Source organism: Pseudazoarcus sp. NS20 (assembly GCF_059703745.1).
The window spans coordinates 379,389-393,127 of the sequence record NZ_BAAKIY010000001.1; the positions used below are offsets into that span (position 1 = coordinate 379,389).

General features: G+C 65.5%; 14 protein-coding genes and 1 riboswitch. Of the genes, 5 read left to right on the top strand and 9 right to left on the bottom strand.

Annotation, left to right across the window (positions count from 1 at the left end; genetic code table 11):
* Positions 1–6 precede the first annotated feature (6 nt).
* Both AC6H0W_RS01855 and AC6H0W_RS01860 read right to left on the bottom strand, forming a co-directional pair.
* Entirely contained in the window at positions 7–789 is a 783-nt protein-coding gene (locus tag AC6H0W_RS01855; RefSeq protein WP_497575408.1) for a 3-oxoacyl-ACP reductase, read from the bottom strand.
* A gap of 74 nt (positions 790–863) precedes the next feature.
* Positions 864–2,267, bottom strand: coding sequence for an exonuclease domain-containing protein (locus AC6H0W_RS01860; RefSeq protein WP_497575409.1), 1,404 nt, complete (start codon positions 2,265–2,267; stop codon positions 864–866).
* A 102-nt stretch (positions 2,268–2,369) separates the two neighbouring features.
* Between AC6H0W_RS01860 and AC6H0W_RS01865 the strand changes: the two genes are divergently transcribed.
* The 3 genes from AC6H0W_RS01865 to AC6H0W_RS01875 all read left to right on the top strand — a co-directional run bounded on the left by AC6H0W_RS01865 (position 2,370) and on the right by AC6H0W_RS01875 (position 4,940).
* Positions 2,370–3,551 carry an MFS transporter gene (locus tag AC6H0W_RS01865; protein ID WP_497575410.1) on the top strand — a complete coding sequence of 394 codons (1,182 nt, stop codon included), beginning with the start codon at positions 2,370–2,372 and terminating at the stop codon, positions 3,549–3,551.
* Between the two features lie 80 nt (positions 3,552–3,631).
* Positions 3,632–4,075, top strand: coding sequence for a carboxymuconolactone decarboxylase family protein (locus AC6H0W_RS01870; RefSeq protein ID WP_497575411.1), 444 nt, complete (start codon positions 3,632–3,634; stop codon positions 4,073–4,075).
* A 1-nt stretch (position 4,076) separates the two neighbouring features.
* Positions 4,077–4,940 carry a sigma-70 family RNA polymerase sigma factor gene (locus AC6H0W_RS01875; RefSeq protein ID WP_497575412.1) on the top strand — a complete coding sequence of 288 codons (864 nt, stop codon included), beginning with the start codon at positions 4,077–4,079 and terminating at the stop codon, positions 4,938–4,940.
* Between the two features lie 9 nt (positions 4,941–4,949).
* On the opposite strand, the gene AC6H0W_RS01880 is transcribed toward AC6H0W_RS01875, so the two are convergent.
* Both AC6H0W_RS01880 and dksA read right to left on the bottom strand, forming a co-directional pair.
* Positions 4,950–6,029 (bottom strand): CobW family GTP-binding protein, encoded by a 1,080-nt coding sequence (locus tag AC6H0W_RS01880; RefSeq protein ID WP_497575413.1) that lies wholly within the window; start codon positions 6,027–6,029, stop codon positions 4,950–4,952.
* 42 nt (positions 6,030–6,071) lie between these two features.
* Complete coding sequence (gene dksA / locus AC6H0W_RS01885; RefSeq protein WP_497575414.1) at positions 6,072–6,512, bottom strand: RNA polymerase-binding protein DksA; 441 nt, start codon at positions 6,510–6,512, stop codon at positions 6,072–6,074.
* 173 nt (positions 6,513–6,685) lie between these two features.
* Between dksA and AC6H0W_RS01890 the strand changes: the two genes are divergently transcribed.
* Complete coding sequence (locus AC6H0W_RS01890) at positions 6,686–7,156, top strand: transcriptional repressor (protein WP_497575415.1); 471 nt, start codon at positions 6,686–6,688, stop codon at positions 7,154–7,156.
* A 69-nt stretch (positions 7,157–7,225) separates the two neighbouring features.
* Here AC6H0W_RS01890 and AC6H0W_RS01895 read toward each other — a convergent pair whose 3' ends face one another.
* Positions 7,226–8,167: an MBL fold metallo-hydrolase gene (locus AC6H0W_RS01895; RefSeq protein ID WP_497575416.1), complete on the bottom strand. Its 942-nt coding sequence runs from the start codon at positions 8,165–8,167 to the stop codon at positions 7,226–7,228.
* Between the two features lie 195 nt (positions 8,168–8,362).
* Here AC6H0W_RS01895 and AC6H0W_RS01900 point away from each other — a divergent pair, with 195 nt between their 5' ends.
* Complete coding sequence (locus AC6H0W_RS01900; RefSeq protein WP_497575417.1) at positions 8,363–8,695, top strand: thiol-disulfide oxidoreductase DCC family protein; 333 nt, start codon at positions 8,363–8,365, stop codon at positions 8,693–8,695.
* 24 nt (positions 8,696–8,719) lie between these two features.
* Here AC6H0W_RS01900 and AC6H0W_RS01905 read toward each other — a convergent pair whose 3' ends face one another.
* The 4 genes from AC6H0W_RS01905 to AC6H0W_RS01920 form a co-directional block, all read right to left on the bottom strand.
* On the bottom strand, positions 8,720–9,166 hold the full coding sequence (locus AC6H0W_RS01905) for a YaiI/YqxD family protein (RefSeq protein WP_497575418.1): 447 nt from the start codon (positions 9,164–9,166) through the stop codon (positions 8,720–8,722).
* Positions 9,166–9,381 carry a cysteine-rich CWC family protein gene (locus AC6H0W_RS01910; RefSeq protein WP_497575419.1) on the bottom strand — a complete coding sequence of 72 codons (216 nt, stop codon included), beginning with the start codon at positions 9,379–9,381 and terminating at the stop codon, positions 9,166–9,168. Before AC6H0W_RS01910 ends, AC6H0W_RS01905 begins: the two co-directional genes overlap by 1 nt.
* Positions 9,382–9,400: 19 nt before the next feature.
* Positions 9,401–10,519: a ribonucleotide-diphosphate reductase subunit beta gene (locus AC6H0W_RS01915; RefSeq protein ID WP_497575420.1), complete on the bottom strand. Its 1,119-nt coding sequence runs from the start codon at positions 10,517–10,519 to the stop codon at positions 9,401–9,403.
* A gap of 68 nt (positions 10,520–10,587) precedes the next feature.
* On the bottom strand, positions 10,588–13,368 hold the full coding sequence (locus tag AC6H0W_RS01920) for a ribonucleoside-diphosphate reductase subunit alpha (RefSeq protein ID WP_497575421.1): 2,781 nt from the start codon (positions 13,366–13,368) through the stop codon (positions 10,588–10,590).
* A gap of 146 nt (positions 13,369–13,514) precedes the next feature.
* A riboswitch (cobalamin riboswitch) is annotated at positions 13,515–13,722 on the bottom strand.
* Between the last annotated feature and the right edge of the window lie 17 nt (positions 13,723–13,739).

Consider the following 13,739-nt stretch of genomic DNA (forward strand, 5'->3'; position numbering starts at 1 on the left):
CGAACCTCAGTTCTTCACCAGCCCGCCATCCACCACCAGATTCTGCCCGGTGACGGCGCGCGACCACGGCGAGGCGAAGAACAGCACGGCGTCGGCGAACTCTTGCGGCGTGGTGACGCGGCGCAGCGGCGTGCTGGCGGCGATCAGGTCGAACACGGCTTCGGGTGTGGCCGCCGATGCATCGGTGGTGCGCAGCAAGCCGCCGGACACCATGTTCACGGTGATGCCGTCGGGACCCAGATCCTGCGAAAGCGTGCGCGTGAGCGACAGCAGCGCGGCCTTGGCGGCGGTGTAGTCGTGGTACGGCACCACCGGGTTCTGGAACAGGTTGGTGCCGATGTTGATGACGCGGCCAAAGCCCGCCTCGCGCATGCCGGGCAGCGCGACTTGCGTGGTATTGAGTGCGCCGCGCACGACGCCCTCCATCTGCTGCTCGACACTCTCCCAACGCAGTGCATCGGCGTGTTCGCGGGCGTCGCCGTTGAAGCTGAAATCCGGCAAGGCGTTGTTGACGATGGTGGTGACGGGCGCGCCGAAATGCGTCTGCGCGCGATCGAACATCGCCTGCACGGTGGCCGGGTCGCACACATCGGCCTGCGCGGCAAAGGCGTGTTCGGGGAATTCCTCGACCAACGCCACGGCGCGTTGCTCGCTGGTCAGGTAATTGATGACCACGCGCGCGCCTTCACGCAGAAAGGCGCGGCTGATGTGTTCACCGAGGCCACGTGCGCCACCGGTAACGAGCACGAGTTGGTCTGCCAGCGCGAGAGACGGGTGCTTGGCCTGCATGCGGATTTCCCTCAAGACAATCGGTCACGAAGCGCGATGAAAACACAGCCCGGCACGCCGGCTCAAACGCGGATTCACACCGTTGCAATCTTCTCTTCGCTGCCGGGCTGAGCCAGCCAGCGCTGCAGCAGCCGGTAGATATCCAGCGCAAAGCTGCGCGCCGGCAGGTCGGCCAGCAGTGCGGCGAGTGACTCCGCGCTGTCGGCGCTACCCAGAAGGCACCACTGATCGAACACCTGATGCGTCACCGCGCCGGTGTGGGCGGAGCGCTCGGTCGCCACGACGGGGCCACTCCACGGCCACGGCTTGAGGCCGAGCGGCGCCAGCGCGCCAAGCAGGCGTTCGTCGTGGGCCTCGGGCGTCTCGCGGTCAGCGCACACGCCGGCGCACTGGTTGGCGCGTCGCGCCGAACATGCGCCGACACCGGCCGGCTCGAACCCCAGCCGGCGCGGGCACAGGCCATACGCGGCGATCAGCTCACGCAGCACGGAATCGGCCTCTTTCTTGCCGCGGAAGGTGCCGAACAGGCCGTCCCACCCGGCCGGGTCGGTGCCGTCGAGTTTCACGCGCTGCAACTGCGGCGCGCTGCGGCGCCGCAGCGTCACGCGGAATGCACACGCCGCCTCACCCGCCGCCGGCACGCGGTTGTGGCGCGGGCGATGGGCCTGCACCAACTCAAGCTCACGCAGGCTGGCGGCCAGATCGCCAGCCATTTCGATCCACTCCAGCCGGCGCACGGCGCGCGCCAGATCACCTTCCTTGCCCTTGCGTTCGAAGGCCGCGAAATGCTCCATCACGCGGGCGCGCAGGCTGACGCTGCGGCCGACGAACAGCACTTCGTCTTCGTCGCCGTAAAACACGTAGACGCCGGGGCCATCGGGCAGGCCTTCGAGAATGCCGGCCGGCAGCTTGGGCGGGCGCGCGGCAAATTTCATGGCCTTGCCCCACGCCGCTTCAAGCACCTCGGCAGAAAAGGTCTTGCCCGCGAGCTGCAAGAACTGCCACAGCACGTCTGCATCGCCCATGGCGCGGTGGCGCGCGTCGCACACGAAGCCGTGGCGTTCGATCAAGGCATCCAGCCCATGGCGGTGATGCTGCGGCTGCAGCGCGCGAGAGAGCTTGACGGTGCACATCACCGGCGCATCGAAGTCGATGCCCAGGCGGCCGAATTCGTTGAGCACGAAGCCGTAATCGAAGCGCGCGTTGTGCGCCACGAACACCGCCCCGTCGAGCAGCTTCTGCATGCGCGGCGCCAAGGCCTCGAAGGCCGGCGCATCGGCCACCATGGCATCGGTGATGCCGATGAGTTGCTGGATGAATTCGGGAATCGGGCGACCCGGATTGACCAGCGTCTCCCAGCGCTCGACGATCTCGCCGCATTCAACGCGAATCGCCGCGATTTCGGTGATGCGGTCAGAAACCGGGTTGGCGCCGGTGGTTTCGAGGTCGATCAGGACGAACGTATCGGGAATGGGCACTGGCAGACCATGGCTGTGGGCAGGGTGAACGGCATGATGGTGTTTTATGCGCCGTCAGGCTCTAATTCTACGGTTCGTCTTCTGGCACACCAAGGCTCACTCATGACCGCCCCGCGCAGCACCTGGACACCCGTGTTTCTTCTGTCGGCCTCGCAGGCTCTGTTCTTCTGCGTGGTGTCCATCGTGTTCACGGTCAGCGCACTGGCCGGCGTGTGGCTCGCGCCCACGCCTGCACTGGCCACGCTGCCGCTGGCACTGGCCGGCGCGGCCACAATGTTGGCAGCGCTCAATGCGGTGCGGGGCTTTGCGCGCTTCGGGCGGCAGAAGGTGTTCATCTTCGGCGCAGTCTGTGGTGTGAGCAGCGGTCTTCTGTCGGCTTGGGCGCTGTACTCCATGAGCTTCGTGGCGTTCTGCCTCACCACAGCGCTGTTCGGCGTGTTTCAGGGCATCGCGCAGTATTACCGCCTGGCCGCGGCCGACGTGGCGCCCAGCGAGGCCGACCGGCCGCGCGCCATCTCGTGGGTGGTGGCCGGCGGGCTGGCCGCGGCCTTCGTCGGCCCTTACCTCGGGGCCTTCGCACGCGATCTGACGCCGACGCCGTTCATGGGTTCGTATTTGATTGCCGCCTGCGTGGGCGTGCTGGCCGTGCTAGTGCTGACGCAATGGCGCGAGCCCGCCGCAGTGCGCGTACCGCCGCTGCCGGCGTGGAAGCCGGCGCTCGACGAGATTGCCGGCTCGGCGGCCGTCAAGCGCGGCATCGCCTTCTGCGCCTGTGGCTTCGCCATGATGGTGCTGGTGATGAACGCCGCGCCGCTGGCCATCGTCGGCTGCGGCCTGTCGCTGGGCGTGGCGGCCAGCGCCATACAGTGGCATCTGGTAGGCATGTTCGCGCCGTCATTCTTCACCGGCGGGCTGATTGCGCGCTTCGGCGCGCAGCGCGTGGCGCTGACCGGCTGCGGCATCGGGCTGGCGGGCTGCGCAGTGGCCACCGCGGGCGAGACGGTCACGCTGTTTCACGCGGCCATGATCGCTGTCGGCATCGGCTGGAATTTCGCCTACATCGGCGGCTCCGCGCTGCTGGTGCAAAGCACCACGCTCACCAACCGCGCGCGCATCCTGAGCTTCAACGAAACCCTCACCTTCGGTGCCGTCACGCTGGCAACGCTGCTCTCGGGCTTCGCACAGGCTTCGCTCGGTTGGGCGGGCGTTGGCATGGTAGGCGGCAGCATTTTGCTGATCGCGTTGGTGGCGTTCTTCGCTCTCGGGGGAAAAAAGCCGGCGTGATTCGCCGGGCGATGTCACATTCGCGAGGGCTCGCTCGTCCTTGCCGTGAAGTCCCTTATAACTGCCAATGGAGCCTCACGATGCAAGCCCGACTCGACCCCTACAAAGCTGCCCCTGAATCCATGCGCGCGATGTTCGCGCTCGAGGAACACGTGCGTGACTGCGGGCTGGAATACAGCCTGATTGAACTGGTGAAAACGCGCGCCTCGCAAATCAACGGCTGCGCCTTCTGCGTGCACATGCACACGCGTGACGCCCGCGCGGCCGGCGAAACCGAAGAGCGCCTGTACCTGCTGTCGGCGTGGCGCGAGTCGCCGCTGTACACCGAACGCGAGCGCGCCGCGCTGGAATGGACCGAATCGCTCACGCTGCTGGCCGACACGCACGCACCGGACGAGGCCTACAGTGCGCTGGAAGCACAATTCAACCCGACCGAACGCGTAAAGCTCACGCTGCTGATCACCACCATCAACGCGTGGAACCGTTTTGCCGTCGGCTTCCGCTCGATTCACCCGACGCGCTGACATGGACCCGGCCGCCAGCTTCCTACCCCTGCGCCGCCGCCTAGTGCGCATTGCCTACCGCATGCTCGGCTCGATGGCCGAGGCGGAAGACGTAGTGCAGGACGCATGGCTGCGCTGGGCCGACACCGACCACGCCACGGTGCGCGACGCCGAAGGATTTCTGGTGCGCATCGTCACGCGCCTGTGCCTGGACGTGCTGAAGTCCGCACGTGTGTCCCGCGCCGACTACATCGGCCCGTGGCTGCCCGAGCCGTTCTTCGATCCCGAAGACGACGACACCGCAGACGCCATGCCGGCGCTGATGATCGCGCTGGAACGCCTGTCGCCGTTGGAGCGCGCGGCCTTTTTGCTGCACGACGTGTTCGGTGCGAGTTTCGACGAGGTGGCCGCCGCCATCGGGCGCGACGCAGCGGCCTGCCGTCAACTTGCGCATCGCGCACGTCAGCATGTGCGCGCCGACCGGCCGCGTTTCAAGGTGCCGGCCGATGACGCCGCGAGAATCTCCGAAGCCTTCTTCCAGGCATCCCGCAGCGGCGACCATGCAACGCTGCAGGCTCTGCTCGCGCAGGACGCGGTGTTTCACTCGGACGGCGGCGGCAAGGTGCGCGCCGCCTTGCGCCCCATACTCGGGCGCGACAAGGTGACGCGCCTGATGTGCGGGTTGGCGCGCAAAACCGGCCATGTGCGTCCGCCGGTGCTGTGGCGCGGCACCCTCGACGGCCTGCCGACCCTGATCACGCTGGAGGCCGGCGGCGTACTGCAGACCACGTCACTGGCCATCGAGAACGACTGCATCGTGGAGATCTACGTGGTGCGCAACCCGGACAAGCTCACCCGCCTGCGCGCGCAGCTTGGGCTGGGATAAGGCCAGCGCTCAACCTTCGAGCGGAGCCTGTCCGGTGAAACTGCCCAGCATCTGCACGATGTCCTCGCGCGGCAGCTTGCGGCCGATGAAAACGAGGCGGCTGCGCCGGTCGGCATACGGCCCATCTTCGGGCCACGCCGCCAGCGACGACGGCGGATACACCGCGTGCTGCACGCATTGCACCACGCGCGGCTGCGGGTCGCCCGCCACGTTGAGCAGGCCTTTGACACGCAGGATGCGCTCGCCGCAGGCGTGCAGCAGCAAGCCCAGCCCGTCGGAAAAACCCAGCCAGTCGAGGGGCTCGTCGAAGGTGAGCACGAAGCTCGACACGTCGCTGTCGTGCTGGGGCGCCACCGAAGCACGCGCGCCCGCCGGCGCATAACTCAGCCGCGTGCGCTGTGCCTGCTGGCGCACCGCCTCCACGCCCAGCCATGCGGCCACATCCGGCGACTTTTTCGCGGGGTCGTACAGGCCACACCCGGCCAGCGCGTCTTGCGGCGCCTGGCCGTTGAACACCTCGATCTGCTGCGCACCGGGGTTGAGCTGCGCCAGACGCTCGGCCAACACGGCACGTTGTTCGCTGCTGGCCAGATCGCATTTGGTAAGCAGCAGGCGGTCGGCCATGGCAACCTGACGTACGGCTTCACGCTCGCTGTCGAGCTGGGATTGGGCGTGCGTGACATCGACCGCCGTGATCACGCCGTCGCATTGGAAGCGCTCGGCGATGAAAGGCTCTTCCATCAGCGTATGCACCACCGGCGCGGGGTCGGCAAGACCGGTGGTCTCGATCAGCACGCGTTGCAAGGCGCCGATTTCACGCCGTGCAGCGCGTTGGAACAAGCCCTTGAGCGCACGCACGAGGTCGCCCTGCACGCTGCAGCAGATGCAGCCCCCGTCGAGCACCACCAAAGTCTCGTCGATCTTCTCGACCAGATGATGATCCACCGCGACCGCACCGAACTCGTTGATGAGCACGGCCGTGTCCGCCAGCGCGGGCGTGCCGAGCAGGTGGTTGAGCACGGTGGTTTTGCCCGCGCCGAGAAAGCCCGTCAGGACGACAACCGGGATGCGGCGCGAGGCGGATTGCATGGCGTAAAACGCAACGGACGGCGTGACGCCGTCCGTGTGCGATCAGGCCTTCTTGGAGACGCGTTCGAGCGCCTCGTGACGCTCCTGTGCTTCCAGGCACAGCGAGGCGGTCGGGCGGGCAAGCAGACGCGGGACGCCGATGGGCTCGCCGGTTTCGTCGCACCAGCCATAGCTGCCGTCGTCGATGCGGCGCAGCGATTGCTCGATTTTCTTGAGCAGCTTGCGCTCACGATCACGCACGCGCAGTTCCAGCGCGTGCTCTTCTTCGACCGTGGCGCGGTCGGTCCAGTCGGCGGCAACTTCACTTTCCTGCTGCAGGTGCTGGGTGGTCTCGCGCGCGGCGTCCACCAGGGCCTGACGCTCAGACTGCAGCAAGGCACGGAAATACTCGAGTTGCGCCTCGGACATGTAGTCGTCTTCGGGCGCGGCAAGCAGTTCTTCCTTAGTCAGCTTGCGAACGGCGTCATTCTGGATCGCATTCATCTTCACTTTCCCTTCGTGCGTGTCCGGCACATGCCGGACGGCTGCTAGAAACCTGTCGGCGAAGGACAATACACGAAGCGGGCGGGGTGTGCACCCCTGATGGCAGGGGGTGGGACACCGCAGGCGTTGGGACTATCATGTGCACCTGCGGCCTGCCGCGCCCGGACAAATCAATGAACCAACACGACCACACCGATTCCTGCTGCGAAGAACTCACACTCGACGACGCGGCCGAGCGCTGTCGTGCGCGCGGAGCGAGCCTGACGCCGATCCGCCGTGCGGTACTGGGCTTGCTGTTGGATGAGCCGGGCGGCATCAAGGCTTACGACCTGCTCGACCGCATGAAGAAGGTGCACCATTCGGCAACCCCGCCCACGGTGTATCGCGCGCTCGACTTCCTGATCGAACAGGGGCTTGCCCACCGCATCGCGCGCACCAACCAGTTCGTGGCCTGTCATCACGACGGGCACGACAAGGCCGTGCTTTTCCTGGTGTGCCCCGACTGCGGCACCATCACCGAGCTGCATGACGACACCGCCTTGGCGGGCTTGATGAAGGGCCTCAAGACCGCCGGCCATACGCTGGCCAGCCCCGAGATCGAACTCAGCGCGGTGTGCGGCGCCTGCGCCGCACGCAAGGCTTGATCGCCACAGGCTCAGCCACCTCGTTAGGCCCGCTGCTTACCTCAGGTTGCACTTTCCGCGCGGCGCCACTCACTTGAGCGATGACTGCTCCATCTGGATGAACACGTTGTAGGCATTCAGCCGGTTGGCCTCGCGGAAGGCCGGCATCTTCTCCCAGGCGCTCCAGTCGATGTCGGCGTAGGCCTCATCGAAGGATTTCATCTCCTCCACGGCTTTGCCCAGCTCGGTGCGCAGGTAGCGCAGATAGTCGCGCGTCATCACCAGATCGGCCTGCGGGTTTTTCGACACCGGGCCATGGCCGGGCACGAGAATCTTCGCGTCGATGGCAATCAGGCGGTCGAGCGCTTCGAGCCAGCGGCGCGTGTTGGCATTGCCCACGAAAGGCACGCGACCGCGGAACAGCAAGTCGCCGGCAAACACCACTTCATCCTCGACCACCTGCAGCACGATGTCGTCGGGCGCGTGGGTGGGGCCGACGTAGATCACGCGGAAGTGCACTCCGCCCAGCGCGAACTCGGCCCCCTCGTCGCCGAGCCAGCGGTCGGCCGGGGTCGGCACGGTGTTTTCATCCACGAAGGGGAAGAGGTCGGCACGCCGCTGCGCCAAGCGTGCTTGGGCGTCATCCGAGCCCAGCACGGCCTCGCCGGCATGGTGGGCCCAGATCTCGATGCCGCGCTTCTTGAAGGCCTGCAAGCCGTAGTAATGATCGGCGTGGTAGTGGCTGACGATGACCCGCACGATGGGTTTATCGGTGACCTTGGCGATCTCTTCGATGAGCTGCTCGCCCAGCACCGGCGTACCGAGTGCGTCGAGCACCACCACGCCTTCATCGGTGACGACAAAGCCGGCATTGGACATGAAGCCCTCGTTGGCAGCAGAGGCCATACCGGCTTTGCCCAACACGTACCACGTGTGCGGTGCGACCTGCACAGGGTTCATGTCGATGGCGTACACCAGCGGTGAAGCGGCGCACAGCACGGCGGCGAGCACACGCGAGACGAAGCGGGTCATGAGGGTGTCTCCGAAGATTATTGTTATATGGTCATATGCTAAATCTCGACTGCCATGGTGTCGAGCCGTCACGTCTCTGGCCACCCGCCTTGAAATTCCGCAAATGCCGTCATCTATAGTGAGGGTAGCCGATGCGCGTTGAGGCGTGCTTTGGTCACCACTTCGTTCCAACCCTACCCTGCGAAGGAGAATTCAATGAGCCCTGCGAAAACTCCGCTGACAGTCGTGTACGACAGCAGCAATCTGTCCAGCAAGATCGAAGTCACCAAACTCAAGGCCAAGGACAAAAACGCATTGATGACGCAGGTGGATATCTCCGCCGGGGGCAAGGCCGAAGACTACGGCTGCAGCACTGACGCGGTGAGGAAGGCCATCCACGTGCAAGACGCAGACGGCAAGGTGTTCGCGGGCATTCAAGCCATTGAGGCCATGCATGATGCGGTCGGGCTCGATGGCTACTTCCGCTTTTGCCGCACGCCGGGGCTGACCTCCGGCCCGTCGGGTTTCTTCAAGGCCAAAGCCGCCTGAGCGTCTCTGGCACTGCAGCGGGCTTCACGAGGCCTGCTGCAGCAAGCGGTCGAGCTGGTTAGCGAATTTCTGGCGGTCCGGCAGGCCGAAGGCCGGCGGCCCGCCCGTCTGCACGCCCGTGCTGCGCAGGGTGTCCATGAAATTGCGCAGATCCAGCAACTCGCGGATGTTCTCCTTGCCGTAGCGCTCGCCGCGCGGACTCAGCGCAATCGCGCCTTTTTCGACAATTTCGGCGGCCAGCGGAATGTCCGCCGTCACCACCAGATCACCCGCCACCGCCCGCTCGGCGATCCAGCCATCGGCAACATCGAAACCGCCCGGCACCTGCACCGCGCGGATGTTGGGCGCGGCCGGCACACGCAGCATCTGGTTGGCTACCAGCGTGAGTTCGCGCCCGGTGCGCTGCGCCGCACGGAAGAGGATTTCCTTCACCACCACCGGGCAGGCGTCTGCATCGACCCAGATATGCATCAGGCGGCCTCGTGCCGGGCTGCGCACACAGCGCAGATGCACGCCGTGCCGCGCACCTCATCCGGCAGGCTGTCGATCAGCTCGAAGGGAATGCGCGCCGCGGTGCACCAGCACGCGACGTCAAAGCTGCCGCTGTTGGCCGGCCCGCAGTCGTTCGGGCCGCCACACAGCGGGCAGTCACTCGCCGGAATGGGAATGGGAATCGGGGCGTTCATGCCCCGAGAGCTTACCCGATCAATCCCACGCCAGCGTGCCGCCGGTCTGGTACTCCGTGACGCGTGTCTCGAAGAAGTTCTTCTCTTTCTTCAGATCGATCATCTCGCTCATCCACGGGAAGGGGTTGTCGGCCCCCGGATAGACCTCGTCCACGCCGATCTGACGGCAGCGGCGGTTGGCCACGAAGCGCAGGTACTCCTTGAACATCGGCGCGTTCAGCCCGAGCACACCGCGCGGCATGGTGTCTTCAGCGTAGCGGTATTCCAGCGCCACGCCCTTCATGATCAGACCACGGATTTCCTCGCGGAATTCGGCCGTCCACAGGTGGGGGTTTTCCTGCTTGATGGTGTTGATCAGGTCGACGCCGAAATTGCAGTGCAGTGACTCGTCACGCAGGATGTACTGGTACTGCTCGGCCGCGCCGGTCATCTTGTTCTGGCGGCCCAGCGCAAGGATCTGCACGAAGCCGACATAGAAGAAAATGCCTTCCATGATGCACGCGAAGACGATCAGCGAGCGCAGCAGTTGCTGATCGGCCTCGGGCGTGCCGGTCTGGAAGTTGGGGTCGGTCAGCGTGTCGATGAACGGAATCAGGAATTCGTCTTTGGCACGGATACTGTCGACCTCGTGATAGGCGTTGAAAATCTCGCCTTCGTCCAGCCCCAGCGACTCCACGATGTACTGGTAGGCGTGGGTGTGGATGGCCTCTTCAAAGGCTTGGCGCAGCAGGTACTGGCGGCACTCGGGCGCGGTGATGTGGCGGTAGGTGCCGAGCACGATGTTGTTGGCCGCCAGCGAATCGGCGGTGACGAAGAAGCCGAGGTTGCGCTTGACGATCAGGCGCTCGTCGGCGGACAGCGCGTTCGGGTCTTTCCACTGCGCGATGTCGCGCTGCATGGAAACCTCTTGCGGCATCCAGTGGTTGGCGCAGCCTGCCAGATACTTCTCCCACGCCCAGTGGTACTTGAACGGCACGAGCTGGTTCACGTCGGTGGCGCCGTTGATGGCGCGCTTGTCGGAGGCCCGCACGCGCTGGCTTTCGGCTGCGGCAGCCGTCGCCTGCGTGTTGGAAGAGGCCGGTTTAGGGGTTTGCGGAGCGGCAGGCGCGGCGGCGATGTTGTCGTCGAAATCGAGCATGTGAATTCCTTGTATTAGGAGCGATGACCCGCAGCGGCAGCATTGGCTGCCGCTGCGGGCACGCGGATTTACTGGCAGGCCTCGCAATCGGGGTCGTCGATGGCGCAGAACTTCGGCTCACCGGCCTGCGCCGTGGCCACGGCCGCGACGGTAGCGGCCACGGCGTTCAGCTCACCGCCGCTGCCGGTGGACTTCTCGGCCGAGGTGGCGCCCAGCGAGCGCAGGTAGTAGGTGGTTTTCAGGCCGCGGTTCCACGCCAGCATGTAGGTGTCGTGCAGCTTCTTGCCCGAGGCTCCGGCCACGTAGATGTTCAGCGACTGGGCCTGGTCGATCCACTTCTGACGACGCGCCGCGGCTTCCACCAGCCATGCCGGGTCAAGCTCGAAGGCGGTGGCGTAGAGGCGCTTGATGTCGTCGGGAATGCGGTCGATTTTGGCCAGCACGCCGTCGTAGTACTTGAGGTCGGAGATCATCACCTCGTCCCACAGGCCGCGCGCCTTGAGCTCGGCCACCAACGACTCGTTCACCACGGTGAATTCGCCCGACAGGTTCGACTTCACGTACAGGTTGCGGTACTCCGGCTCAATGCTGGCCGACACGCCGACGATGTTGGCGATGGTCGCCGTAGGCGCGATGGCGATGCAGTTGGAGTTGCGCATGCCGTGTTGCGCGATGCGCGCACGCAGGCCGTCCCAATCCAGCGTGCTGGAGCGATCCAGCTCGACCGGCACGCCGCGCTCGCGCTCGAGCAGATCGACGGTGTCGAGCGGCAGGATGCCGCGGTCCCACAGACTGCCGCGGAAGGTCGAATACGTGCCGCGCTCGCGCGCCAGCTCGTTCGAAGCGCTATAGGCCTGGTAGGCAATGGCCTCCATGGCGCGGTCGGCGAACTCCACCGCTTCCTGCGAAGCGTAGGCCATGCCGAGTTTGTGCAGGCAATCCTGGAAACCCATGATGCCCATGCCGACGGGGCGGTGACGCAGGTTGGAGTTGCGCGCCTTGCCGACCGCGTAGAAGTTGATGTCGATGACGTTGTCGAGCATGCGCATCGCCGTCTTCACGGTGCGCGCCAGCTTCTCCTGGTCGAGCTGGCCGTCCTTCAAGTGAGCCAGCATGTTCACCGAGCCGAGGTTGCACACGGCGATCTCGGTGTCGGAGGTGTTGAGGGTGATCTCGGTGCACAGGTTGGAGCTATGCACCACGCCCACGTGCTGCTGCGGCGAGCGCAGGTTGCACGGGTCCTTGAAGGTGATCCACGGGTGGCCGGTCTCGAACAGCATCGACAGCATGCGGCGCCACAGTTGCACCGCCGAAAGACGCTTGAACAGACGGATTTCGCCGGCGTCGGCCTTCTTCTCGTAGGCCACGTAGGCCGCTTCGAATTTCTCGCCGAACAGGTCGTGCAGATCGGGCGTGTCGGCCGGCGAGAACAGCGTCCATTCGCCGTCTTCGCGCACGCGCTTCATGAACAGGTCGGGAATCCAGTGCGCGGTGTTCATGTCGTGGGTACGACGGCGGTCGTCCCCGGTGTTCTTGCGCAGGTCGAGGAATTCCTCGATGTCGAGGTGCCAGGTTTCGAGATAACCGCACACCGCGCCCTTGCGCTTGCCGCCCTGGTTCACCGCCACGGCGGTGTCGTTCACCACCTTGAGGAAGGGGATCACGCCCTGGCTCTTGCCGTTGGTGCCCTTGATGCGGCTGCCCAGCGAGCGCACCGGCGTCCAGTCGTTGCCCAGACCGCCGGCAAACTTCTGCAGCATGGCGTTTTCCTTGATGGCCTGGAAGATGCCGTCGAGGTCATCCGACACGGTGGTGAGATAGCACGACGACAGCTGCGAGTGCATGGTGCCGGCGTTGAACAGCGTTGGCGTGGAGCTCATGAAGTCGAAGCGCGACAGCACTTCGTAGAACTCGATGGCGCGCGTTTCACGGTCGATCTCGTTGATCGCCAGACCCATCGCGACGCGCATGAAGAAGCACTGCGGCAGCTCGATGCGGCGCTCGTCGATGTGCAGGAAGTAGCGGTCGTACAGCGTCTGCAGGCCGAGGTAGCCGAACTGCAGATCGCGCGAAGCGTCCAGCGCAGCCGAAATGCGCGCCAGATCGAACTGCGCCAGTCGCGGATCAAGCAAGCCCGCCTCAATGCCGATCTTCACGTACGCCGGGAAGGCATCGGCGTAACGCGCGGCCATGTCGCCCTGAGCCACTTCCTCGCCCAGCACTTCGAGGCGGATCTGGTGCAGTTGCAGGCGCGCAGTAACGTAGTTGTAGCCCGGCTCGCGCTCGATCAGCGCGCGCGCGGCCAGCACCAGCGCCTTGTGCACTTCGCCCAGCGGAATGCCGTCATACAGGTCGCGCATGGCGGCATCCACCACCGGCGCAGCAGCGACATCGGCCAGACCAGTGCAAGCCGCCTCCACGATGTCGACCAGCCGCGCACGCTCCAGCGGTTCACGCCGGCCGTCCACCTCAACATGCAATTCCGGCGCACTGCGCGGCGCTTCGGCCGCACGCTCGGCGGCGCGCTTCTCGCGGTACAGCACATAGGCGCGCGCCACTTCCTGCTCGCCGCCGCGCATCAATGCCAGCTCGACCTGATCCTGAATGTCTTCGATGTGAATGGTGCCGCCCTCGGGCTTGCGGCGCGCCAGCGCGGCCACCACCACCTCGGTGAGCTTGCCGACGACGTCACGCACGCGCGCCGATTCGGCGCCCTGCTGGCCTTTCACGGCCAGGAAGGCCTTGGTCATGGCAACGGCAATCTTGCCGGGATGGAAGTCGACCACCGAACCATTGCGGCGGATGACCTTGAACGGGGGCAGGGAGAGATCTAGCTGAGGGCGGTCCATGAGAGCTCCTGGGAACGTGCGCGGGGAGCTCCGGACAGTCGTGCGCAGACACCCGACCCGACGGCCCGGCTCACGACAAACGGAAAGACAAGTGAAATGGTGGAAACCATGCCTCTCGCCAGGGGCACCCCGCCCCGATTGCGTTAAAGGAAATTGGCAGCACGGCAGGTCTCCTGACTTCCGGGTCCTGATCTGTCGCCGGCCTTCCCGGGGTGCACCGAAATGCAGGGCCCAGTGGCATGGGGAGGCGACAGACTCGCCGGTTACAGTTGCGGGGGCAGTTCCGGAATTGAACCGGATTCCCTTTTCATGCCCGGTCGTGAAACGCGGGCAACCGTGAAGCTGGATTGGATTCTGGTGGGTGGCGGGTA

Excerpts from the sequence above, each read along its gene's own strand:
- AC6H0W_RS01855 (WP_497575408.1), bottom strand. The coding sequence starts at position 789 with ATGCAGGCCAAGCACCCGTCTCTCGCGCTGGCAGACCAACTCGTGCTC.
- AC6H0W_RS01865 (WP_497575410.1), top strand. The coding sequence starts at position 2,370 with ATGACCGCCCCGCGCAGCACCTGGACACCCGTGTTTCTTCTGTCGGCC.
- AC6H0W_RS01870 (WP_497575411.1), top strand. The coding sequence starts at position 3,632 with ATGCAAGCCCGACTCGACCCCTACAAAGCTGCCCCTGAATCCATGCGC.
- AC6H0W_RS01875 (WP_497575412.1), top strand. The coding sequence starts at position 4,077 with ATGGACCCGGCCGCCAGCTTCCTACCCCTGCGCCGCCGCCTAGTGCGC.
- AC6H0W_RS01880 (WP_497575413.1), bottom strand. The coding sequence starts at position 6,029 with ATGCAATCCGCCTCGCGCCGCATCCCGGTTGTCGTCCTGACGGGCTTT.
- dksA (WP_497575414.1), bottom strand. The coding sequence starts at position 6,512 with ATGAATGCGATCCAGAATGACGCCGTTCGCAAGCTGACTAAGGAAGAA.
- AC6H0W_RS01890 (WP_497575415.1), top strand. The coding sequence starts at position 6,686 with ATGAACCAACACGACCACACCGATTCCTGCTGCGAAGAACTCACACTC.
- AC6H0W_RS01895 (WP_497575416.1), bottom strand. The coding sequence starts at position 8,167 with ATGACCCGCTTCGTCTCGCGTGTGCTCGCCGCCGTGCTGTGCGCCGCT.
- AC6H0W_RS01900 (WP_497575417.1), top strand. The coding sequence starts at position 8,363 with ATGAGCCCTGCGAAAACTCCGCTGACAGTCGTGTACGACAGCAGCAAT.
- AC6H0W_RS01905 (WP_497575418.1), bottom strand. The coding sequence starts at position 9,166 with ATGCATATCTGGGTCGATGCAGACGCCTGCCCGGTGGTGGTGAAGGAA.
- AC6H0W_RS01910 (WP_497575419.1), bottom strand. The coding sequence starts at position 9,381 with ATGAACGCCCCGATTCCCATTCCCATTCCGGCGAGTGACTGCCCGCTG.
- AC6H0W_RS01915 (WP_497575420.1), bottom strand. The coding sequence starts at position 10,519 with ATGCTCGATTTCGACGACAACATCGCCGCCGCGCCTGCCGCTCCGCAA.
- AC6H0W_RS01920 (WP_497575421.1), bottom strand. The coding sequence starts at position 13,368 with ATGGACCGCCCTCAGCTAGATCTCTCCCTGCCCCCGTTCAAGGTCATC.